This window comes from Solwaraspora sp. WMMA2059 (genome assembly GCF_027497315.1).
Taxonomy (GTDB): domain Bacteria; phylum Actinomycetota; class Actinomycetes; order Mycobacteriales; family Micromonosporaceae; genus Micromonospora_E.
In genome coordinates this window covers 4,196,596-4,217,318 of sequence record NZ_CP114908.1, presented here as the reverse complement: position 1 = coordinate 4,217,318, position 20,723 = coordinate 4,196,596, and the positions used below count along the sequence as shown (strand labels likewise).

The following is a 20,723-nucleotide window of genomic DNA, read 5'->3' as shown; positions in this document are numbered from 1 at the left end:
CTCCCGCCGCCAGCCTGTCAGCCGACCACCGACGGCGGCACCGTCGCAGCGGCTCGAAGGCCGATCGCCGGGTTTGTGTCCCCGGCACATGGATCCCGGCTACGGTGCCGAATAGCCTGGTAGACGCGCTGCAACAGACATTTCGGCAACTGGAGGTTCCCGTGGCGACCGGCCTTACCCACGCCCGATGGACGCACGTGGCACTGCCCACCGGCGACCTTGACAAGGCCATCTCGTTCTATACTTCGCTCACCCCGCTGGTGGTGGTGGAGCGCTTCGCCGACGCCGACGGCGAGAGCGTCTGGCTCTCCAACGACAAGCAGGTCGAGACGCCGTTCGTGCTGGTGCTGGTCTCGTTCAACAAGGACAAGGGCGGCCAGTTGGGGCTGCTGCACCCGTTCGCGCACATCGGCATCGAGGTGCCGAACCGGTCCGACGTCGACGAGATCGCCGAACGGGCCCGGGAGATGGGCTGCCTGCACTGGGAGCCACGGCAGATGCCGCCGCCGGTCGGCTACATCTGCGCGTTGAAGGACCCGGACGGCAACGTCATCGAGATCTCCCACGACCAGCAGGTGTTCGACACCGTACGGCGGCTGTGGGGGAGCTGACCGGCGGACGCACCCGCGACGCGGTGCGGCGGTACCTGGCCGCGCTCAACGCCCGGGACGCCGACGCGGTCGCCGGCTGCGTCAGTCCCGGGTTCGTCAACGAGCACACCGCGGCGCTCGGCCGAACCGTCACCGGCCGGGCCGCGTACCGCGCCCGGCTGGACGGCTTTCTCGCCGAGTTCGCCGACCTGCACTACGAGGTCGAGGATCTGCTGGTCGAGGGCGACCGGGCGGCGGTGGCGTACCGGATGTCGTTTCGGCTGGTGTCGGCCGGCCGCGCGCCGGTACGCATCCGGGGCATGTTCCGCTTCGAGGTGGACGCCGACGGGCTGATCGCCCGCCGGGTCGACTACTGGGACAGCGCCGAGGTGCACCGACAGATCGCCGCCGGCTGATCCTGTCGGCTGGCTGGTCCCTATCGGCTGGCTGGTCCCGTCGGCCGGCTTATCCCGCCGGTGGCGTAGGGCTCGGTAGAGTGGCGCCGTGGTGGTCACGGGTCGGGCGGCGGGTGAGACGAGCGAGGTGGCCGGCGACGGGCCGGCCATCCAGACGGTGCAGCGCGCCGCGACGATCCTGCGGGCGTTCACCGTGGAACGGCCCCGGCTCACCCTGGCCGAGCTGACCGCCGACCTGGCGATCAGCCGGGCCACCGCGCACCGGTACGCGCGGGCGCTGCGCACCGCCAATCTGCTGCGGTTCGACGTCGCCACCGCCACCTACACGCTCGGCCCGCAGATCCTGGCGATGGAGGCGGCGGCCCGCGCCGCGCTGCCGATCGTCACGGTCGCCGAGCCCTACCTCGACCGGCTGACCCGCGACACCAACCAGACCTCGGTGCTGAGCATCTGGAACGGCGAGGCGCCGACGGTGGTCCGGTGCATGGACAACACCAGCGGTGACGTGCGGCTCAGCGTGCGTACCGGCTCGCCGTTGGAGCTGACCCGCTCGGCCCAGGGCCGGGTGTTCTGCGCCTACCTGCCGCCCGCCGAGAATCCGGTGGTGGCCCGGCAGCTGCGGCTGTCCGCCGCGCTGCGGGGGGTGGTCGCGCAGGTGCGCCGCGACGGCGTCGCGGTCAACTCACCGGAGGATTTCGGGGTACGGGTGATCGCCGCACCGGTGTTCGAGCGTACCCAGGTGGTGGCCGCGCTCGCGGTGCTCGGCACCAGCGTGGCGCTGGCCGGTGCGGCGCAGACCGCGGCGGCGGACCAGCTGCGGCAGGTCGCGGGGGAGTTGTCCGAGACGTTGGGGGCGATCGCCGGTTAACTCCGGCTGGTCCGGCCGTTGCCGCCCGGCCGGTGGCCGTTGCGCCCGGTGTCGCCCGGCTGCTGGTGGCCGTTGCCTGCGACGCTGCCCAGTTCGGCGGTGACCACAGCGGCGGCGCGCTGCAGCGCGGTGGCCAGCGGGCTGTCGGTGCCCTCCGGCACCGATGTGGTGGTGCCGACGATCGCCATGGCGGCGATCAGCGTCTGGCCCCGGAAGATCGGCGCGGCGATGCTGCGTACCCCGTTGACCGACGGCGTGTTGGCGGAGATGCCGGTGCGGCGGATCTTGTCGACCTCGTGGCGCAGCTCGGCCGAGGCCGCCAGGTCGGCGGCCAGCCCGGTGACGTCCTCCGCCGGCAGGAACGCGCAGAACACCCGGCCCTGGGCGGACTCGGTGCGCGACAGCCGGGATCCGGTGCGGACGCTGACCCGGATCACCCGGTCGGTGTTGTCGTCGGCGCGGACCACCACCGCCGTGTCGCCGTCCCAGACGCTGAGCACCACGGTCTCGTCGACCTCGCGGACCAGCTGCTGCATGTGCGGGCCGGCGATGCTGATCACCGGCATGGCGGCGCGGGCGGCGGCGGACAGGGTGAGGATCTGCGGGCCGAGGGAGTAGAGGCCCTCGCGTTCGTCGTAGCGCAACAGGTTGCTCTCCCGCAGCGCCTTGGTGTAGCGGTGCGCGGTGGCTTTGCTGGTGCCGAGGCTGGCGGTGAGCTCGTTGAGGCTCAGCCGGGGTCGGGCTGCGGTGAACGCGTTGAGGATCACCGCGGCACGCTGCACGGTCTGGATCGCCGGGGTGCTCGGCTCGGCGAGCACCGGGGGGCTCACCTCGGCGGGAGAGCTGTCGTCCGCCATCTGGCTTCCTTATCTGGCTTCCTGGTCGGAAGCGGCGGGGCGTGCGCACCGGACGGGGGTGGGTGCGAGCGGCCGGGACGCGTACGGAAAGTGAGACAGCATCATGCCATACGGTACCCTGCGCTGTCGATGGTGCCGGTGTGCCGTACCGCGATGTCCGCATAGATGCCGGCGAACATCCGCAGATCGGCCAGCGCGTACCGGTCCCGGCGGGGATCAGCGGGATCGGCACCCCGGCCGGGCGGTCCCAGCCGTACCGTCGGCACGCCCCGGCCGCGCAGCACCACCCCGTCGGTCGAACCGGTCCAGCCGAGGACCGGCGGTGCCTGTTCGCCGTACGCCGCTGTCCAGGCGTCGCACGCGTGCCGGGCGATCGGCGCGTCCGGTGCCGTCGCCGCGGCTGGGTGGACCAGTTGCCCGTCCACCGAGACCGGGCACTCGGCCAGCGGAGTGCCGGCGGTCGCGGCGGTGACGGCGGCCTGCACCTCGTCGCGGATCCGCGCCGGATCGTCACCGGGCACCGTCACCAGGTACAGGTGCAGGTCAAGCCGGCCCGGCAGCAGATCCGGCTTGGCCGGCTGCCCGGCGCGTACCGCACCGATGCCGACTTCGGCGCCGACCGCAGCGGTCGGATCGGCGCGGGCGGCCAGGTGCCGCCGCCGGAAGGCCTCCAGTGCCTCGATCACCACACCGAGATGGGTGATCAGACCGCCGGGCGGCACCGCGCGCTCGCGGGCCAGCACCGGATGGAACCGGCCGGTCAGCCGCACCCGCAGGTAGAGGGCGCCAGGTTCGGCGGTCAGCACGCCCGGCGGACTGGACTTGGCCAGCACCGCCGCCGCCGGCGGTGGGTACCGGTCCAGGTGTCGGGCGACACCGCCGGGCTGCTGCCGGACCACGCGCGCAGGAGTCTCCGGCGGTTGCGACAGGTGGTACCGGTGGGTTCCGGTGGCGGCCAGCAGCAGGGTCAGCCGGTGTGGCCGGTCGGCCGCCCGCAGCGCCTCGGCGGCGGCGACGAAACCGACCAGCGCGGTCGCGGCGGCGGCCCGGGCGACCCCGAGGCCGAAGCCGTCGACCAGGGCGTCGCCGGCCGGTCCGGCCGAGCGGCGCAGTCCACCCGTCGGACCGGACACGCCGGTGATCGGCTCGTCGAAGCCCGGCTCACCGGTGAGGGAGGTGTCGAGGTGGGAGCAGATCAGCAGCTCCGGCGCGTCGCCGCAGCCGGCGGTGACGTTGTGGCCGGCGGTGACGTCGCGGCCGGCGGTGACGACGAGATTGGCGCTGCGGGGCATCTCGGCGGTCGCCGGCAGCCGGTCGACCCGCCAGGCCAGCTCCGGCCAACGGCTGGCGCCCCAGCCGGCCAGCCGCTCGGCGGTGGCCAGTTCCTGCCCGTACGGGGTCGGCCCGGCGGTCAGCACCGTCAGGGCGTCGACGATCCGGTCCTCGCTCATTGCCTCATCCCATCACTCCCGTGACAGTTATCCAAGATGACGTCTCGCATGTTGACATAGCCAGGGTGGGGTCTCTAGCGTGACGTCACATCAACGACGCCGCTGTCCAACCAGATAACCGCAGGTCGCAGAGGCGCGAGACGCGAGCAGGACGGCGAAGAGGCCCACTGATGCGGGAGGACCGATGACCTACGTGGTCACCGACGAATGCGTGGACGTACAGGACCGCTCCTGCGTCGAGGAATGCCCCGTGGACTGCATCTACGAGGGCGACCGGATGATGTACATCAACCCCGACGAGTGCGTCGAGTGCGGCCGGTGCGAACCGGTCTGCCCGGTCACCTCGATCTTCCACCTGGACGACCTGCCGGCCGACCAGGCACACTTCGGCCCGATCAACGCCGAGTTCTTCAGCGAGCTCGGCGCCCCCGGCGGTGCCCGCAAGATCGGCCGGGTCGGTCGCGACCACCCGGCCGTCGCCGGGAGCACCGGCTCATGACCGCCGAACACGACGTCGACCTGGCTGTCATCGGCGCCGGCCCGGCCGGCCTCTACGCCGCCTACTACGCCGGCTTCCGTGGGATGACCGTGGCGATCATCGACTCGCTGCCCGAACCGGGCGGACAGATCGCTGCCCTCTACCCGGAGAAGGACATCTACGACATCGCCGGCCTACCGTCGATCAAAGGCCAGCAGCTCGTCGACGACCTGCTCACCCAGGCCGCCACCGCCAAACCCACCTTCCTGCTGGGCGAGAGCGCCGTGGAGCTGACCAACGCCGCCGACCACGTGCAGCTCGGCACCGACACCGGCAGCCGGGTGCGCGCCAAGGCGGTCCTGCTGACCGCCGGGATCGGCACCTTCACCCCGCGCGAGCTGCCGGTCGGCAGCGACTACCTCGGCCGTGGGCTGCGCTACTTCGTGCCCCGGCTGGAGGAACTCGCCGGACAGCAGGTCGTCGTGGTCGGCGGCGGCGACTCCGCCGTCGACTGGGCGCTCGCCCTGGAGCCGTACGCCGCCAGCGTCACCCTGGTGCACCGCCGGCCGCAGTTCCGCGCCCACGAACGCAGCGTCGAGCAGCTGCACGCGTCGAGCGTGCGGGTGGTCACCCCGTACGAGGTCAGCGGCATCGCCGGCGACCCACAGCTCACCTCGGTCACGATCAGCGAGGTACGCGGCGACGGGCGCGAGGAGCTGCCCGCCCAGGCGGTGGTGGCCGCCCTCGGCTTCATCGCCGACCTCGGCCCGATGCAGCAGTGGGGGCTGGAGATGACCAAACGGCACATCACCGTCGACCGGTCGATGCGTACCAACCTGCCCCGGGTCTACGCCGCCGGGGACGTCACCGACTACCCGGGCAAGGTGCGGCTGATCTCGGTCGGCTTCGGTGAGGCCGCCGCCGCCGTCAACAACCTGGCACCGCTGGTCAACCCGGCGCTGAGCACCGTGCCCGGCCACTCGTCGGACGCCGCGTGAGCGCCCCCGGACTGCAGCTGCTGGCCACCCGGCACGGGCTGGCCCGGATCTGTGGCGACGGCACCGCCGAACTGCTCGACCTGCCGTACCGCGACGTCGCCGACCTCCTGCGCGCCGGCACCGGGCTCGACCCCGCGGCGACCGCACCCACACGTGAGCGGCTGCCGCTGGACACCCTCACCGCTGAGCTGGTCGCCCCGCTGGGCAGCACCCGGGCGGTCTGGGGAGTCGGCCTCAACTACCACTGCAAGGCCCGCGCCGCCGGCCGGGCACTGCCCACCGAACCGGTGCTCTACCTCAAGTCGGCCAGCGCCGGCTCCGGTCCGGACGCCACCGTGGCGCTGCCCAGCTCGATCAGCGCCCAGCCTGACTACGAAGGCGAGATCGCGCTGGTCATCGGGGCCCGGATGCACCGTACGCCGGCCGAGCAGGCCTGGTCGCACGTCGCGGCCATCACCGCCGCCAACGACCTGACCGCCCGCGACGTGATGACCGCGTCGGGCAACCCGACGCTGGCCAAGAGCTTCCCCGGCTTCGGCGCGCTGGGCACGTCGGTGCTGGACATCGCCGCCGTCGCCGACCGCGACGCCATCGAGGTGCGGACCACCGTCAACGGCGAGGTACGCCAGCAGGCCACCAGCGCCGACCTGATCTTCCCGGTGCCGCAGCTGCTCGCCTGGATCACCCGGTACGTGGTGCTGGAACCGGGCGACGTGGTGCTCACCGGCACCCCGGCCGGCACCGGCCAGGACCGGGGCTGCTTCCTGCGTCCCGGTGACCTGGTCGAGGTCTCGGTCGGCGGGGTGCTGCCGCTGCGTACCCGGTTCTGCGCCGAAACCGCCGACGGCACCCCCGACGTGGTGGCACCGTCCTCTCCTTCGCACAGAAAGTCCGCTGACCGATGACTGAGAATGCTCCCCGGTACGACCTGGTGCTGGCCGGTGGTGAGGTCTTCGACTCCACCACCGGTGCCAGCCAGGTCGCCGACGTCGCGGTGACCGGCGACCGGATCGCCCGGATCGCCCCCGGCCTGGCCGCCGACGCCCGCGAGGTGGTCGACTGCGCCGGCCGGTACGTGCTGCCCGGCCTGGTCGAGGGACACACCCACATCTTCGCCGAGGTGTCCAAGGTCGGTGCCCCGCCGGACGAGGCGCACCTGCACCGGGGCGTCGTCGCCGCCTGCGACGCCGGCACCGTCGGCGCCTCCACCTTCGCCGCCTTCGAGCGGTACGTCGCCGCCCCGGCCAAGCTGCGGCTGGTCAACTTCCTCAACGTCAGCGTGCTCGGGCTGATCGACTTCCGGTTCGGCGAGCTGATGAACCCGGACACCCTGGTCCCCGAGGACGCGCTCGCGGTCGCCGCCGCCAACCCGCACCGGGTCCGCGGCTTCAAGATCCGGCTCTCCGAGGACGTCGTCGGGCACAACTGGCGGCCGCTGCTCAAGCGTTCGCTGGAGCTGTCCGCCGAGGCCGGCCTGCCGCTGATGATCCACATCGGGGAGACCCCGGAGCCGTTGCCGGCCGTACTGGAGATGCTGCGCCCCGGCGACGTGGTCGCGCACTGCTACACCGGCAAGCCGTACGGCATCCTGGCCGACGGCACGGTGCTGCCCGAGGTGTACGCCGCCCGTGAGCGCGGTGTGCTGTTCGAGTCGGCGCACGGCAAGAGCAACCTCAGCTTCAAGGTGGCCGAACCGGCGATCGCACAGGGCTTCTACCCCGACGTGATCACCTCGGACACCTCGGCCCGCAACTGGCGCGGCCCGGTGTTCGACCTGGTCACGAGCATGGCCAAGCTACGCGCGCTGGGCATGACCATGGAGCAGATCGTGCCCCGGGTGACCAGCGCCCCGGCCCGGCTGACCGGCCTGGACGCCGAAGGCTACGGCAGCCTCGTCGAAGGCGGCCCGGCGCACGTCACCGTGCTCGCCGACGCAGACGAGGCGGTGCTGCCCGACGCGGCCGGCAACCAGATCACCGCGCCCCGGCTGGAGCCGGAAGTGGTGCTGCTCGCCGGCGAGCGGGTGCCGACCGTACCGTGGCGCGGCCTGCCCACCGACCAGGCCGGTGCCGCCGGCCGGGCCAGCTGAGGACCGACCCGATGCGCACCGGGGTGCACACCGGCCGGGCCGCGCTGCGTGAGCGGCTGCGGCGCGGCCGGCGGGTGGTCGGCACCTTCCTGAAACTGCCCGGCACCGACGCGGTCGAGCTGGCCGCCCAGGCCGGCCTCGACTTCGTCGTGGTCGACCTGGAGCACTCCGGGTTGGACGAGCGGACCGCCGCCGGGCAGCTGCGGCACGCCGCACTGCTCGGCCTGCCGGCCCTGGTACGGCTGGCAGCGGTCGACCCGGCGCAGGTCAACCGGCTGCTGGAGGCCGGAGCCGCCGGGGTGCAGCTGTCCACCGTCCGCGCCCGTGCGCAGCTCGCCGCGCTGCACACCGCCGTGCGGTACGCGCCGACCGGCCGGCGCAGCATCAGCCTCGCCCACCCGGCCGCCAGCTACGGGGCCGCCGGGCTGGACGCCTACCTGGCCGCCGAGGCCGCCGACCCGCCGCTGCTGGTCGCCCAGATCGAGACCGCCGACACCGACGACCCGCTACCCGACCTGCTTGCCAGCCCGGACGGCAACTCCAGCGTCGACGTGGCGTTCGCCGGCACCACCGACCTGGCCGTCAGCCTCGGCCTGGCCACCACCGACGACCAGGCGCCGCTGCTGCGCCGGGTCGGTGAGATCGCCGACGCTGCCCGCGTCGCCGGGGTCACCCTGGGTGGGTGGGCGCCGGGCCGGGCCGACGGCATTCTGCGCCGGTACGGGCTGACCGGCGCCAACTACCTGGTCGCCGGCTCCGACCTGCAGCTGCTCGGCGCCGGCCTGCGCCACCTCGCCACCGACAATTGAGCCAGCCCTCGAAGGGAGCCCGGACGTGCTGAACCCGCAGCTCTACCGCACCTCGGTCAACTGGGACGACATCCCCGCCACTGACGTGCGCCCCGGCGTGCGACGCAAGGTGTACGCCACCGACGAGGTGGTCCTCGCCTGGCATGAACTCGCCGTCGGCATGGCGCTCAACCCGCACACCCACGACGACTTCGACCAGCTGGTGATGATCCTCGGCGGGCGGTGCAACTACTACGTCGACGGTGTACCGCACGACATGAGCGCGGGTTCGATGCTGCTGGTGCCGCGCGGCGCCGAGCACTACATCGAGCCGACCGAGGGCCCGTGCATCAACCTGGACGTGTTCGCCCCGCCGCGCCCCGACTTCCTGGCGCATGCCTGGCGTCCCGCCGCTCAGGGGTGAGCCGATGACTGACATTGTGGTGGTGGGCAGCCTCAACGTCGACGTGGTGGTGCCCCTCGACGAGCTGCCCGCCGCCGGGCAGACGGTGCTCAGCGCCGCCGACCATTCCCGGGCCGGTGGCGGCAAGGGCGCCAACCAGGCGGTGGCCGCCGCCCGACTGGGCCGGTCGGTGGCCATGGTCGGCGCGGTCGGCGAAGACCCCGAGGGGGAGTGGCTGACCGGGCTGCTGGCCGCCGAGGGCGTCGACACCTCGGCGGTGCTGCGCGCACCCCGCCCCACCGGGCAGGCGATCGTGCTGGTCACCGCCGACGGCGACAGCACCATCGCGGTCAGCTCCGGGGCCAACATGTGGCTCGCCCCGGAGCACCTGCGGCCGTACGCAGACCTGATCGGCGACGCTGCGGCCGTACTGCTGCAGCAGGAGGTCGACGCGGCGGTGGTGGCCGCGGTGGTGGCCGCCGCCCGCGGCCTGGTCGTGGTGAACCCGGCCCCGGCCCGGCCGATCGACGCGGAAACCCTGGCCCGGGTCGACGTGCTGGTGCCCAACCGGGGTGAACTCGCGGCGCTGGCCGGTGCGGCCGTGCCGGCCGGTGGCGGGACCGGCGATGTCGCCGCGCTCGCCACGATGGCCCGGTCGCTGGGTACCCGGGGGCCGGTGGTGGTGACCCTCGGCGTCGACGGTGCCCTGGTAGTGACCGCCGACCGGGAGCATCTGGTGCCGGCCGAGCGGGTCGACGCGGTGGACGCCACCGGTGCCGGGGACACGTTCTGCGCGGCGCTGGCCGACGCGCTGCTCGACGGTGCGGCGATCGAAGACGCGGCCCGCTGGGCGAGCCGGGCGGCGGCGGTGACAGTGACCCGGCCCGGCGCGATGGCCAGCGCCCCGCGCCGGGCGGAGGTGCTCACCGTCGGCTAGCTGGCCAGACCCGGTCGGTCGTCGGCGGCCCGCCGCCCGTCGGCGCGGGGTGGTCGGCACAGCGCGAGGATGACTCCGGCGACGCGCAGTCCACCGGCCCGGTGCACTTCGTCGAGCTGTCGGCCGATCCGGTCGTCGCCGTCGCTGTTGTCGTTGCCGTACCGCCAGTCGACGAGGTGACCGGGTGGCAGGCCGAGGGCCAGCCAGTGCCCGGTACGGGTGACGACCTCCTGGCCGCAGATCACCAGCAGGTCGCCGGCGCCGTCGACCCAGTCGGCGTACCCATCGGTCGTGTTGTGCTCGGTGACGGCGACGAAGTCGAGCCCGGCCGCGCGGGCGGCGGCGGTCAGCTGGGCCGGGGTCAGCTCACCGCCGGTCGACCGCACCGAGTGCAGGTGGCAGTCGCCCCGGTACCACCTGGCTGCCGCTCGCGGTGCTGACGCTCGACGCACCCCGGTGATCCTGCCAGACTGCGGTTGCTCAAGATCATGTGAGCGTTATGTACGCCACAATCGCATCGTGACGTCCATAGCGCTCACATGATCTTGGGAAGGGGCCGCTCGGCGGAGTGCCGAGGTGCCGCGATGTGGCGGCGGGGTCAGATCTGGGCGGGGAAGTCGGCCTTGCGGATCAGGCAGTGCACACCCTTGACCGCGTCGACGACCTGACTGACCTCGAAGTCGGCGGCGGCGCTCAGGTAGGCCAGGGCGGTGTCGCGGGGCATTCCCTGGGTGCGGGCCAGGAAGTCGACCGCGGCCCGGACTGCCCGGCGCATCGCCTCGTTCAGGTCGGCGTCCAGGCCGACCGGGATCCAGTGGGTGTCGGTCTCGGCCAGCGGGGCCTCGCCGGCACCGACCAGAAGGGCGGCCTGCGCCGCCGGGATCACACTCAGCCGCAGAGTGGCCCGCAGCGGCGCCTCCAGGGCGGTCAGCGCCACCTCGCCGTCGCCCTGGGCGTAGTGCGGGTCACCGGCGTAGAAGCCGGCACCGGGCAGCTGCACCGGCAGGTAGAGGCTGGAGCCGACCTGCAGTTCGTTGATGTCCAGGTTGCCGCCGTGCCCGCCGGGCGGCACCGAGTGCACCATCTCGTCGGTGTCGACGGCGACGCCCATCAGGCCGAGGAACGGGGCGAGGGGGAACCGGGCGGCCCGGCCGGCGCCGAACGGCAGTACGCCGTACAGCCGGCCGCCGCTGGAGACGACCTCGGTGAAGTGGCAGACGCTGCCGTAGGCGCGCGGGTCGCTGTCGGGCCCGGTGTCGACCGGGGTGAGCGGGAACTCGCCGGGCAGCGCGCCGTAGCCGTGCCGGCTGCTGACGAAGCCGTACGGGGCCCGGATCGTCAGGTCGAGCACGTCGACCCGGAGCAGGTCGCCGGGCTGTGCGCCGTCGACGGTGATCGGGCCGGTGACCACGTGCGGGCCGTCGTCGTCGTAGTCGTGGGCGACGTCGGAGGCGGCCAGGTCGCGGGCGTCGGCGAGGACGCCGTCGGCGGGTACGTCGTACTGCTTGAGGTAGCCGACCGGGTCGCGGCCCTGGTCTTCGAGGATGCCTTCGTGGCTGAGGGTGTCGATGGTCACGGTCTCACCGGAGCGGACCCGCAGCACCGGGGCGTGGCTGCGGTTGGGCAGCCGGCCCCACAGGCAGGTGTCGGGCGTGGTCGGCAGGTAGTGGGCGCCGGCGATCGGTCCCTGGTGCGGCTGGAGCATCGCTTCCTCCGGAAGGGGTACCCGGCCGGCGGGCGCAGAGGCGCGCGGCGGTGCGTGCCGCTGGCGGGCCGGGTGATGGGTGGATGACCGGATCGTTTCCGCCGAACCCGCAGGAACATGTTGCTGTCCTGTTAACAGTGAGTAACCCGATCACGGAAAATGCCCTGCTCTTGACAGGTGGAGGGCTCTGATAGCAGCATCGGAGAGCGAGACACTGTCTCGCATGACGTAGCACCGCCGAGGTGGGCGGACGGGACGAAAGAGGGCGGTGGGTGATGACGCAGCAGACGCCGGTGCGACCGCTCGGCGGAGCCGACGGTGGCGCGCTGATCGACGAGGACTGGGAGGCGATGCGCTTCCGGGTGCACCGCTCGGCGTACCGCGACCCGGGCGTGTTCCGCGACGAGATCGCGAGGATCTGGGGCCACACCTGGCTGTACCTCGGCCACGAGACCGAGATCCCCAACGCCGGCGACTTCAAGACCCGCACCCTCGGCGGCCGTCCGCTGATCTTCTGCCGCGACTCCGCCGGCGAGGTCAAGGTCTTCCTCAACGCCTGCACCCACCGCGGCACCATCCTGTGCCGGCACAACGAGGGCAACACCAAGTTCTTCCAGTGCTTCTACCACGCCTGGGCGTTCAGCAACTCCGGTGACCTGGCCGCGCTGCCCGGCGACGAGAGCTACCCCGACGACCCCGGCTTCCGCGAGTCGATGCGGCTGCGCCAGGTGCCCCGGCTGCAGATCCACGAGGGCTTCGTCTTCATCGCGTTCGACCCCGACGTGCCCGACCTGCTCACCCACCTCGGTCCGGCCGCGCACTACATGTCGCTGACCGCCAAGATCGGCGAGCATGGCATGCAGACCCTGCCCGGCGTGCAGCTCTACAGCGTCAAGGGCAACTGGAAACTCGCCGTCGAGAACGCCATGGACGGCTACCACTTCGCGCCCACCCACAACACCTTCGTCGGCTACCTGCGGGAGACCGGGTTCGCGGTCACCGACGACGACCAGTACGCATACGACCTCGGCGGCGGACACGGGCTGCTGGTGCTCACCGGCCACAACGGCCGGATCGGCATGGTCTGGGAGCCGCGCTTCGGCGACGAGGAGAAGGCCCGTACCGTCGCCAAGCGCAACGAGATGATCGCCCGGCTCGGGCCGGAGCTCGCCGCCGAGATCGCCGACGCCAGCCGGATCCTCTTCGTCTTCCCCAACCTGCTGCTGTTCGACCTGGAAGCGCTCACCATCCGCCAGCTTGAACCGGTCGCCCCGGACCGTACCGACGTGCGGGCCTGGCAGTTCGTCGAGACCGGTGAGCCGGAGTCGGTGCGCGCGCTGCGGATCAGGACCATGGTCAGCTTCGTCGGCCCCGGCGGCCTGGCCACCCCGGACGACATCGAGGCGTACGAGGCGGTGCAGCGCGGCATCGTCGCCACCGCCGACTCTGCCGACCCCGCCCACGACTGGTCCGACATGTCGCGCGGCATGGCCAACGAGAAGCAGGGCAACCAGGGCCGCTCCATCGACGAGGGTGCGATGCGCAGCTTCTGGCGACACTGGGCCGACCGGGTCGGGGCGGCCACCGCCGTCGCAGGCGACCCGCCGGCCGACCCCGGCGCACCCGGCCCGTCCGCCGTCCTCGCGGCCGGATCCGCAGACACCAGCGGCTCCGCCGCGCCCACCGCCAGCGGGAAGGAGTGACCCGATGTCCTCGACGACCAGCGGAGCAGTGCTCAACGTCGGCGCCCGCGAAGTGACCCGGGCGCAGGTGGAGGACTTCCTCTACCGGGAGGCGCAACTGCTCGACGAGTGGCGCCTCGACGAGTGGTTCACCATGTTCGAGCCGGACGGCCGGATGGAGGTGCCGACCACCGACTGGGCCGGCTGGGACGCCACCACCGCCGGATTCTTCGTCTGCGACGACTACGACCTGATCCGGGCCCGGGTGAAGCGGCTCAAGAGCCGCAAGGCGCACGCCGAGAACCCGCACTCGCGTACCCACCGGATGGTCTCCAACGTGATCCTGCTGGAGGCCGGCGCGGAGACGGTGTGGATCAGCGCCAACTTCCTCATCCACCGCTACCGCGACGGCGGCGCCTACACCTACGTGGGCCGCTACGAGCACGTGCTCAAGGTCGACGACGACGGGCTGCGTTTCCGGGTCCGCCGCTCCATCCCGGTGATGGAGTCGATGGATCCCGGCGCCCGGCTCAGCTTCATCCTGTAGCGGGGGCCGCCGTCGTGATCACCCACATGTTGGCGTTCAAGTTCCGCGACGACCTGCCGCCCGGCGTCGCCGAGTCGGTCCTCGCCGAGCTGGACACCTTCCCGACCAAGTACCCGGCGATGCGCAACTGGCGCAGCGGGGTCAACGTCAGCACCCGGGACACCACCATGACGCACGGCTTCGTCGTGGAGTTCGCCACCGAGCAGGACCTGCTCGACTACCTGCACAGCGAGTCGCACGAGCGGTTCGTCCGGGAACGCTGGCGTCCGGTCGTGCAACGCCAGGTCATCGTCAGCCTCCCCACCGCCGGGGACGCGTAACTCACCATGAAGGGGTCGCAGATGTCCACCGAGGCCGCCACCCGCCGTCGCGGGCCCTACGGCATGGAGTACGCCCGGATCGAGGTGCCGGATCTGGCCGCCTCCATCGAGTTCCTGCAGTACCACGTCGGGCTGCAGTTGGAGCAGCACGACGACGAGTACGCGTTCCTGCGCGCCGACATCGAACACCACAGCATCGAGCTGATCGCGGCACCGCACCGTACCGAGTCGTGGACCACCGCGGTCGGGTTCAGCGTCGAGTCCGACGAGGTCCTCGACGATCTGCGGGAGCGGGTCGTCGCCGCCGGCCACGAGGTGCTCGAACTGCACGAGCGGATGAAGGGCCTGTGCCAGCGCGGATTCGCCGTACGCGACCCCAACGGGCTGATCGTCGAACTGTTCACCGAGTTCGTCGAGTACGCCGAACCGCCGTTGATCGAGCTTCGTCCGGTGGACCTGGTGCACCCGTTCCTGGCCACCGACAAGTACGAGGAGTCACTCGACTTCTACACCAAGGTCCTCGGCTTCCTGCCCAGCGACTACGTCGGCGACGTGACCGTCTTCCTACGCTGCGAGGACCGCTATCACCACAGCCTGGCGTTGCAGCGCAACAAGGAGTTCTACGTCGCGCATCTGTGCTTCAAGATGAAGAGCTTCGACCACGTGATGCGTGGCCGGGCGCGGGCGCAGTACAAGAAGGTGCCGATCGCCTCCGACCTGGTCAACCACTCGGCGTCGACGTCGATCGCGTTCTACATGCACGACCCGAAGCACGGGCCGCGCTACGAGCTGTGTGACCGCCACCGGGTGTTCACCCCGGAGGAGCACGCCACGCACCGGGCCCGGCGGATGGCCGTCGACCCGCGCAACATCGACGTGTGGCGGCCGGCCGCCGACGACTGGGGCCGTTTCTGACCGTCGTCGTTCGAAAAGGTGAACGACCCTCGGGAATCTTCCCCCCGGGGGTCGTTTCTCGTGGCGCGACGGCATCTGCTTGTTGATCAATTCGGCGGCTGGAATTTCTGCACAGCCAAGGAACCTGCACGAGTTTCTGTTCCATCCTGGACTATCTGTCCGGATCAGTGCAAGATGGCCCCCGGTGGACAACCACCACATCACGAAACCGGGGTGATCCAACGTGAGTGAACTCAGCGTCGAGATCCGGCGACTTCGCATCGCGGGAGGGATGAATCAGGGCCAGCTTGGCGCCGCGCTGCGGGTGTCCAAGTCGCTCATCGCGGGATTCGAGTCGGGGCGGCACATTCCGCAAGCCGACACCGCCACCAACCTGGACCGGGTGTTCGGCACCGATGACAAGTTCGCCAAGTTGTCGGCGGAGGCGCGGGAGGACCGGTACCCGTGGATGCGTCCGTGGGTCGAGCACGAGCGTCGGGCACTGCTGCTGCGCAGCTACGAGCCGCTGCTCGTCCCCGGACTGCTCCAGTCCGAGGGCTACATGCGGGCGGTGTTGGCGACCTCCACGATGAACGACGGGCGCGTCGATGAGCTGGTGCGCACCCGGCTGGAGCGGCAGGCCGCGACGCTCGGCCGGGACAACCCGGTGGTGATCTCAGCCATCGTCAATGAGTTCGCCCTCAGCCGTGGCCCCCGCGAGGTGATGACGAAGCAACTGGGCCACCTGGTGGACCTCGGCCACCGGCCGTCGGTCAAAATCCGGGTGCTGCCGGACGACGCCGGGCTGCACCTCGGTCTCGGCGGCGCGTTCGTGCTGGCCAACCTGCCGGACGGCCGGCGCTGCGGCTACCTGGACAACCAGTTGAAGGGCACCGTGGTGTCCGGCCATGGCGATGTGACCGAGCTGGAACTAGCCTGGGAATCCGTGGACGGACTCGCGCTGCCGGTGGTGCAGTCCCGGGATCTGATGCTGAGGATGCTCGATGAGCGCAAGTGAACCGCGCTGGCGGAAGTCCAGCCGATCGGCCAACGGCGGGAACAGCTGCGTCGAGGTGGCCGACAACCTTCCCGGTCGGGTCCTGGTGCGCGACACCAAGGACCGTGCCGGCGGTACGTTGACCTTCGGCCCGGCCGCCTGGTCGGCGTTCGTCGCGTCGACCAAGGACACCACCGCCACCCCCTGACCCGCATCCGGTAACGCCTTCGGAACCCCGGCCACCCGTACGCTGTGGCCGGGGTTCCTTCGATGCTCTGGTGAGGTTCTTGACTCTGCACGAGAGCTCGTTCCAGGACATCGTTCATCGGGTTGCGGGCCCGACGTCGAGGACCAGCCGGGTACCGTTCAACTATCAACCCGAAGCTGACCACGTCGTGCGCTGCCATCGCTGTCTTCCCTTCCGGTTGTCCGCTGTGCTCACTGCTAAGTGGCGGCAGCACAACCCGGCGTGAAGCCCGGCAGGCTGGTTCGACGTCGAGGTGAGGCTGGCGCACGTCAAGTGCGCGAGATGAGGTGTCTCAGCCTCACCTCGATGTAGTGCCCCTGCCTTGGCGTCCGGAACTGCCGCGTACCGCGCGCTGCCCGCAGCCGGATGCCTCAGGCCTGCGGCATCGATTCGTCGAACAGCCGGACCAGCGGCCAGATGGTGTCCTCGCCGACGCCGAGCATGGCCAGCGTGATGCCGTCGCCCGCGCCGTGGCCGGGGTAGTGCCGCAGCAACGCGCTGACGCCGAAGTTCACGCCCACCTTCCCGTAGTAGCGGACCCGGCCGTCGGCGTCGGTCCTGAACTCCAGCCCGTACCCGTTGCGCCGGTTGCCCTCCGCCTGCGCGTACGGGACGAGCATCGCCGCGGTCGACTCCGGTCCCAGCAGCCGGCCCTCGACCAGTGCCCGGTGGAACGCGGTGAGGTCGCCGACCGTCGTGTACGCGCCGCCGGCCGGGTCGCCGACCGGCGGGTACGAGAAGATGTTGCGCCGCCAGCCGGTGATCGTGCCGTCGGCGTCGCGGATCGCCTCCACGCCTTCGGCGACGTCGGGTGCGACGACGTCCATGCGCAGGAACGCCGACCGGCTCATGCCGGCGGGCTCGAAGACGTTGGCGTGCACGTACTCGCGGTAGGAGCCGCCGGTGGCCCGCTCGACCATGAGGCCGAGCAGGATGTACCCGACGTTGCAGTACCGGCAGCCCTCGCCCGGCGCGAACCTCGGCGGTTTGTCGACGAAGTGCGGCAGGTGGTGGGCGGTCTCGGTGAACGCGTACGTCGGCTCGTCGACGAACAGGTCCTCGTACCGTTCACCGTCCGACTCGTCGGCGTCGTCGGCAATCCCGGACGTGTGGGTGAGCAGGTGGTACGCGGTGACGTCCGGCGAGATCGTGGTACCGGTGAGCCCGAGGTACTCGACCGCCGAGGTCTCCAGCGTGAACGCGCCGCGCTCGATCTGCTGGAGTACGGCGACGGCGGTGAACAGCTTCGTGACCGACGCGGTGTCGAACCTGGTGTCCAGGGTGCACGGTGTACGGCAGGCCCGGTTGGCGTTGCCGTACGCGCCGGCCAGCAGCCGTTGGTCTCCCAACGTCACCAGGACCGAGCCGGTGAACTCGTCATTCGCGGCGCGTTCGCCGAGTGCGGCGGAGAACAGTGCGAGGTCGGGCACGGTGGTGAGCATCGCAGCCGGCAGAACCGTGCCGCCACCGAAAATTGCCGGCGGGCGGGCGCCACGGCGTACGGCGGTCTGCTCAGCCGGTTTCGGTGGTGAGGGTGAGCAGGTTCCCGCGTACCTTTTCGAGCAGCTCGACCAGCGTCGCTCGCTGATCGTTCGCCATTCCGGCGGTCGCAGTTTCGGCGAGGGTGCGCCAGGCCGCTTCGATCTGCGAAACGCCGGTCCGGCCCTTGTCGGTCAGCACGATCCGGGTGAGGCGCCGGTCGCCCGGTACGGATTCCCGGACGAAACCAGCCGCCGTGTTCGAGACGACTGAGGCTGCGGGTCACCGTCGGCTGCTCCACGCCGAGCCGGGCGGCGACCTCGGAGACCGTCAGGCGGTCGGGCTCCTGCCCGAGAATCCACAGTAGGACGTCCTGCCCCGGGTGCAGCGAACGGCTCGATCCTGATTCATAGTCGGCTAACCTGTAGTCGGCTATGGAGTGGTGATGGAAACCGGTCTGTTGAACAAGGTTGCCCTGGTCACCGGCGCTTCCGGCGCCATCGGCAGGGCCGCCGCCCGGCATCTGGCCGCCGAAGGCGCCGCCGTGGCGGTGTCCTGGCACACCAACCGCGCCGCCGCGATGGAGGTCGTCGACGCCATCGCCCAGGCAGGCGGCGACGCCTGCGCCGTCGGGCTGGACCACGGCGACCTCGCCGCCGTGCAGGGCGTCGTCGAGCAGATCACCACCCGACCCGGGCCGATATCCGTGCTGATCGCCAACGCCGTACAGTGGCCCGCTTCGGGCGGCCGCGAACTTGTGCGCTGACCCGCCCGTACGGACCCCAGGAGCCTTCGCGGATCGCGGGGGATCTCTTGACCTCGTCTCCGCCTGCCCGACCTGACCACCCTGTGGATGCCGGCGGTGTCATAGGCCAACATTGTTGTCTATGACGGTGTTGCCGCTGGTGCTGATCTCCGCCGAGGATCTTGAATCGCTGGAGGCCACCATCGAACTGCTCTCCGACCCGACCGCCATGGCGCGGATAGCGGCGGCAGACGACGCTCTCGCCAGGGGCGAGAGCACCAGCGCCGAGGAGATGGCACTGCTCATGGCGCAACGGCGGGCTCGTGAACAGGCCGAATGAGGAGACGGACCCCGACGACAAGCCTCGACCACCGTGCGGCAGCGCTGATCGGGCTGGCGTCACGCCGCGTCGGTGTCCAGGCTCGGCACGTCCAGCCCGGCGTCGCGGAGCGCGTCGGCCCGCTCGTCGCGGGTCGACTCCTCCCGGGCCAGCAGCGCCGCGTACTCGGCGATCACCGCCGGGTCGGGGACCGCGCCGACCCGGTCCAGGAACCGGGCGGTCTGAGTGGTCGCGTCGGCGTGGGCGTGCGCGGCCCGGGCCGCCCGCATCACCACCTGGTCATCGTCGATCCTTGCCCCGTCGGTCACGTTGGCTCCCCTCCGGTCGGCACCGACCCTGCCGGTACCCCGTCCGGCGGCGATCACACCCCGGGTGACGCGAATCCCACCCCCGGTGACCCGAATCCGCAGGTGACCGCCGGGTTGCGGAATGGGGAACGTCGCCCGCCGCCGGGCCCGCGGACCGCCGGTGTCTCGGCAAATGTCGGACGGTGACGATACGGTAGCGAAGATCGATCGCTACCCGCGATCGATCGTTCACTGGAGGAGACGCGATGACCAAAGCTCCCCATCCACCATCCGCCCATCCGCCCGACGTGCTACCGGTGGCCGCCGAGTCTGCGACGTCGGCCGGTCCGAGCAGCGTGGCCGACGTCCCGGCCGGTACCGCCATCACCGACCCGACCGCCGCCGCCGGCTACATCACCCGGATCTGCTTCAAGACCGGCCCACCCCGACGGATCGGCGTCGAACTCGAATGGACCGTTCACTACCGAGACCACCCCGCCAGACCGCTCGACCCCGCCGACCTCGCGACTGCCCTCGGTGACCACGCCCCGCGGACACTACGCCCCACCAGCCCGCACGACCCGCTTCCACAGGGCGGACTGGTAACGGTCGAACCCGGCGGGCAGGTGGAGATCTCCACCCCGCCGACGGAATCCCTCACCACATTGCACCGGGCCGCGTCGGCCGACGTCGTCGCGCTGACCCGCCGACTCGACCGGGCCGGCCTGCTGCTCGGCCGGACCGGATGCGATCCGTACCGGCCGCCCCGGCAGATCCTGCGCAACCGCCGCTACACGGCGATGGCGGCGGCTTTCGCCCGGCAGGGTCAGGCCGGTGCCGACATGATGTGCGGCACAGCTGGCCTGCAGGTCTGCCTGGACACCGGCAGCGAACGGCAGCTCTCCCTCCGTTGGTCGGCCGCGCACCTGCTCGGTCCGCCGCTGCTCGCCCTGTTCGCCAACTCGCCGTCGCGGGCCGGCCGGCGCACCGGCTGGGTGTCGAGCCGGATGGCGACCTGGCTGACCCTCGACCCGGTCCGCACCGCCGCACCGGCCGATCCGACCGCCAACATGCGGCCGTCCGATCCGGTCGCCGACTGGACCCGGCGGGTGCTGGACACGCCACCGCTGTTCGTCGACGAGCCCACCGGCTGGCGGCTGCCGGGGCCGGCGACCTTCGGCGAATGGATCCTCACCGGCACGCCCCGACCGCCGACCTACGCCGACCTCGACCTGCATCTGAGCACCATGTTTCCGCCGGTCCGCCCACGTGGCTACCTGGAGCTGCGCTACCTCGACGCGCAGCCGGGCGGCGAGTGGATCGTCCCGGCGGCGGTGCTGGCCGCGCTGTTCGCCCGCGACGAGACGCTGCGGACCGCGACGTCGACGGTGATGGACGCGGCCGACCGCTGGCTGCCCGCCGCCCGCGACGGGCTAGCCGATCCGGTTGTCGCGTCGGCCGCCCACTCGCTGGCCGAGCTGGCCTGCGAACGCCTGACCGACACCGGCCTGCCCGACGAGACAACCAGCACCGTGGTGCGCGCCCTGCGCCGACGGCTGCACCAGCGAACCCACCCCTGGGGAGGTACCAGGTGACCGAGACAGC

General features: G+C 71.5%; 26 protein-coding genes. 19 read left to right on the top strand and 7 right to left on the bottom strand.

Annotation, left to right across the window (positions count from 1 at the left end; genetic code table 11):
• The first annotated feature begins 161 nt into the window (after window positions 1–161).
• From O7553_RS19260 to O7553_RS19250, 3 genes are all read left to right on the top strand, one after another.
• Entirely contained in the window at window positions 162–611 is a 450-nt protein-coding gene (locus O7553_RS19260; protein WP_278170800.1) for a VOC family protein, read from the top strand.
• On the top strand, window positions 599–1,006 hold the full coding sequence (locus O7553_RS19255; protein ID WP_281551096.1) for a nuclear transport factor 2 family protein: 408 nt from the start codon (window positions 599–601) through the stop codon (window positions 1,004–1,006). Before O7553_RS19260 ends, O7553_RS19255 begins: the two co-directional genes overlap by 13 nt.
• 88 nt (window positions 1,007–1,094) lie before the next feature.
• A complete protein-coding gene (locus tag O7553_RS19250) occupies window positions 1,095–1,874 on the top strand; it encodes an IclR family transcriptional regulator (RefSeq protein WP_281551095.1) in 780 nt (259 codons plus the stop codon).
• Here the strand turns inward: O7553_RS19250 and O7553_RS19245 are convergent.
• A complete protein-coding gene (locus tag O7553_RS19245; RefSeq protein WP_281551094.1) occupies window positions 1,871–2,731 on the bottom strand; it encodes an IclR family transcriptional regulator in 861 nt (286 codons plus the stop codon). The genes O7553_RS19250 and O7553_RS19245 overlap by 4 nt on opposite strands.
• Window positions 2,732–2,832: 101 nt before the next feature.
• Window positions 2,833–4,182 carry a hypothetical protein gene (locus tag O7553_RS19240; RefSeq protein ID WP_281551093.1) on the bottom strand — a complete coding sequence of 450 codons (1,350 nt, stop codon included), beginning with the start codon at window positions 4,180–4,182 and terminating at the stop codon, window positions 2,833–2,835.
• Between the two features lie 184 nt (window positions 4,183–4,366).
• Between O7553_RS19240 and fdxA the strand changes: the two genes are divergently transcribed.
• The 7 genes from fdxA to O7553_RS19205 are packed head-to-tail and all read left to right on the top strand — an operon-like array spanning window position 4,367 to window position 9,875.
• Complete coding sequence (gene fdxA, locus O7553_RS19235) at window positions 4,367–4,681, top strand: ferredoxin (protein WP_278170791.1); 315 nt, start codon at window positions 4,367–4,369, stop codon at window positions 4,679–4,681.
• Window positions 4,678–5,658 (top strand): NAD(P)/FAD-dependent oxidoreductase, encoded by a 981-nt coding sequence (locus tag O7553_RS19230; protein ID WP_281551092.1) that lies wholly within the window; start codon window positions 4,678–4,680, stop codon window positions 5,656–5,658. Before fdxA ends, O7553_RS19230 begins: the two co-directional genes overlap by 4 nt.
• Window positions 5,655–6,563, top strand: a complete 909-nt coding sequence (locus O7553_RS19225) for a fumarylacetoacetate hydrolase family protein (protein WP_281551091.1) — start codon at window positions 5,655–5,657, stop codon at window positions 6,561–6,563. The genes O7553_RS19230 and O7553_RS19225 overlap by 4 nt, the downstream gene beginning before the upstream one ends.
• A complete protein-coding gene (locus O7553_RS19220) occupies window positions 6,560–7,747 on the top strand; it encodes a TatD family hydrolase (protein ID WP_281551090.1) in 1,188 nt (395 codons plus the stop codon). The genes O7553_RS19225 and O7553_RS19220 overlap by 4 nt, the downstream gene beginning before the upstream one ends.
• 11 nt (window positions 7,748–7,758) lie before the next feature.
• The gene (locus O7553_RS19215; protein WP_281551089.1) at window positions 7,759–8,556 is read left to right on the top strand and encodes an aldolase/citrate lyase family protein; all 798 of its coding nucleotides are present in this window, start codon (window positions 7,759–7,761) and stop codon (window positions 8,554–8,556) included.
• A 25-nt stretch (window positions 8,557–8,581) separates the two neighbouring features.
• A complete protein-coding gene (locus O7553_RS19210; RefSeq protein ID WP_281551088.1) occupies window positions 8,582–8,959 on the top strand; it encodes a cupin domain-containing protein in 378 nt (125 codons plus the stop codon).
• 4 nt (window positions 8,960–8,963) lie between these two features.
• Entirely contained in the window at window positions 8,964–9,875 is a 912-nt protein-coding gene (locus tag O7553_RS19205; protein WP_281551087.1) for a ribokinase, read from the top strand.
• On the opposite strand, the gene O7553_RS19200 is transcribed toward O7553_RS19205, so the two are convergent.
• Both O7553_RS19200 and O7553_RS19195 read right to left on the bottom strand, forming a co-directional pair.
• The gene (locus tag O7553_RS19200) at window positions 9,872–10,327 is read right to left on the bottom strand and encodes a CehA/McbA family metallohydrolase (protein WP_348650050.1); all 456 of its coding nucleotides are present in this window, start codon (window positions 10,325–10,327) and stop codon (window positions 9,872–9,874) included. The two genes, O7553_RS19205 and O7553_RS19200, sit on opposite strands and share 4 nt — an antisense overlap.
• Before the next feature lie 146 nt (window positions 10,328–10,473).
• Complete coding sequence (locus O7553_RS19195; protein ID WP_281551086.1) at window positions 10,474–11,580, bottom strand: acetamidase/formamidase family protein; 1,107 nt, start codon at window positions 11,578–11,580, stop codon at window positions 10,474–10,476.
• Between the two features lie 275 nt (window positions 11,581–11,855).
• On the opposite strand from O7553_RS19195, the gene O7553_RS19190 reads away from it, so the two are divergent.
• The 6 genes from O7553_RS19190 to O7553_RS19165 all read left to right on the top strand — a co-directional run bounded on the left by O7553_RS19190 (window position 11,856) and on the right by O7553_RS19165 (window position 16,228).
• Window positions 11,856–13,283, top strand: a complete 1,428-nt coding sequence (locus tag O7553_RS19190; protein ID WP_281551085.1) for an aromatic ring-hydroxylating dioxygenase subunit alpha — start codon at window positions 11,856–11,858, stop codon at window positions 13,281–13,283.
• Between the two features lie 4 nt (window positions 13,284–13,287).
• Complete coding sequence (locus O7553_RS19185; protein ID WP_281551084.1) at window positions 13,288–13,809, top strand: aromatic-ring-hydroxylating dioxygenase subunit beta; 522 nt, start codon at window positions 13,288–13,290, stop codon at window positions 13,807–13,809.
• Between the two features lie 14 nt (window positions 13,810–13,823).
• Entirely contained in the window at window positions 13,824–14,129 is a 306-nt protein-coding gene (locus O7553_RS19180; RefSeq protein ID WP_123603083.1) for a Dabb family protein, read from the top strand.
• 21 nt (window positions 14,130–14,150) lie between these two features.
• Window positions 14,151–15,044, top strand: coding sequence for a VOC family protein (locus O7553_RS19175; protein WP_281551083.1), 894 nt, complete (start codon window positions 14,151–14,153; stop codon window positions 15,042–15,044).
• A 223-nt stretch (window positions 15,045–15,267) separates the two neighbouring features.
• A complete protein-coding gene (locus O7553_RS19170) occupies window positions 15,268–16,041 on the top strand; it encodes a helix-turn-helix transcriptional regulator (protein WP_281551082.1) in 774 nt (257 codons plus the stop codon).
• Window positions 16,028–16,228, top strand: a complete 201-nt coding sequence (locus O7553_RS19165; protein ID WP_281551081.1) for a DUF397 domain-containing protein — start codon at window positions 16,028–16,030, stop codon at window positions 16,226–16,228. The genes O7553_RS19170 and O7553_RS19165 overlap by 14 nt, the downstream gene beginning before the upstream one ends.
• 410 nt (window positions 16,229–16,638) lie before the next feature.
• Here O7553_RS19165 and O7553_RS19160 read toward each other — a convergent pair whose 3' ends face one another.
• Window positions 16,639–17,697, bottom strand: a complete 1,059-nt coding sequence (locus tag O7553_RS19160) for a serine hydrolase domain-containing protein (RefSeq protein WP_281551080.1) — start codon at window positions 17,695–17,697, stop codon at window positions 16,639–16,641.
• An 82-nt stretch (window positions 17,698–17,779) separates the two neighbouring features.
• Window positions 17,780–17,947 (bottom strand): hypothetical protein, encoded by a 168-nt coding sequence (locus O7553_RS19155; RefSeq protein ID WP_281551079.1) that lies wholly within the window; start codon window positions 17,945–17,947, stop codon window positions 17,780–17,782.
• A 244-nt stretch (window positions 17,948–18,191) separates the two neighbouring features.
• On the opposite strand from O7553_RS19155, the gene O7553_RS19150 reads away from it, so the two are divergent.
• Window positions 18,192–18,512 (top strand): SDR family NAD(P)-dependent oxidoreductase, encoded by a 321-nt coding sequence (locus O7553_RS19150; protein ID WP_281551078.1) that lies wholly within the window; start codon window positions 18,192–18,194, stop codon window positions 18,510–18,512.
• Window positions 18,513–18,633: 121 nt separating this feature from the next.
• The gene (locus O7553_RS19145; protein ID WP_281551077.1) at window positions 18,634–18,831 is read left to right on the top strand and encodes a hypothetical protein; all 198 of its coding nucleotides are present in this window, start codon (window positions 18,634–18,636) and stop codon (window positions 18,829–18,831) included.
• Between the two features lie 59 nt (window positions 18,832–18,890).
• Here O7553_RS19145 and O7553_RS19140 read toward each other — a convergent pair whose 3' ends face one another.
• The gene (locus O7553_RS19140; RefSeq protein ID WP_233606003.1) at window positions 18,891–19,139 is read right to left on the bottom strand and encodes a hypothetical protein; all 249 of its coding nucleotides are present in this window, start codon (window positions 19,137–19,139) and stop codon (window positions 18,891–18,893) included.
• A 245-nt stretch (window positions 19,140–19,384) separates the two neighbouring features.
• Here O7553_RS19140 and O7553_RS19135 point away from each other — a divergent pair, with 245 nt between their 5' ends.
• On the top strand, window positions 19,385–20,713 hold the full coding sequence (locus tag O7553_RS19135) for a glutamate-cysteine ligase family protein (RefSeq protein WP_281551076.1): 1,329 nt from the start codon (window positions 19,385–19,387) through the stop codon (window positions 20,711–20,713).
• Window positions 20,714–20,723 lie beyond the last annotated feature (10 nt).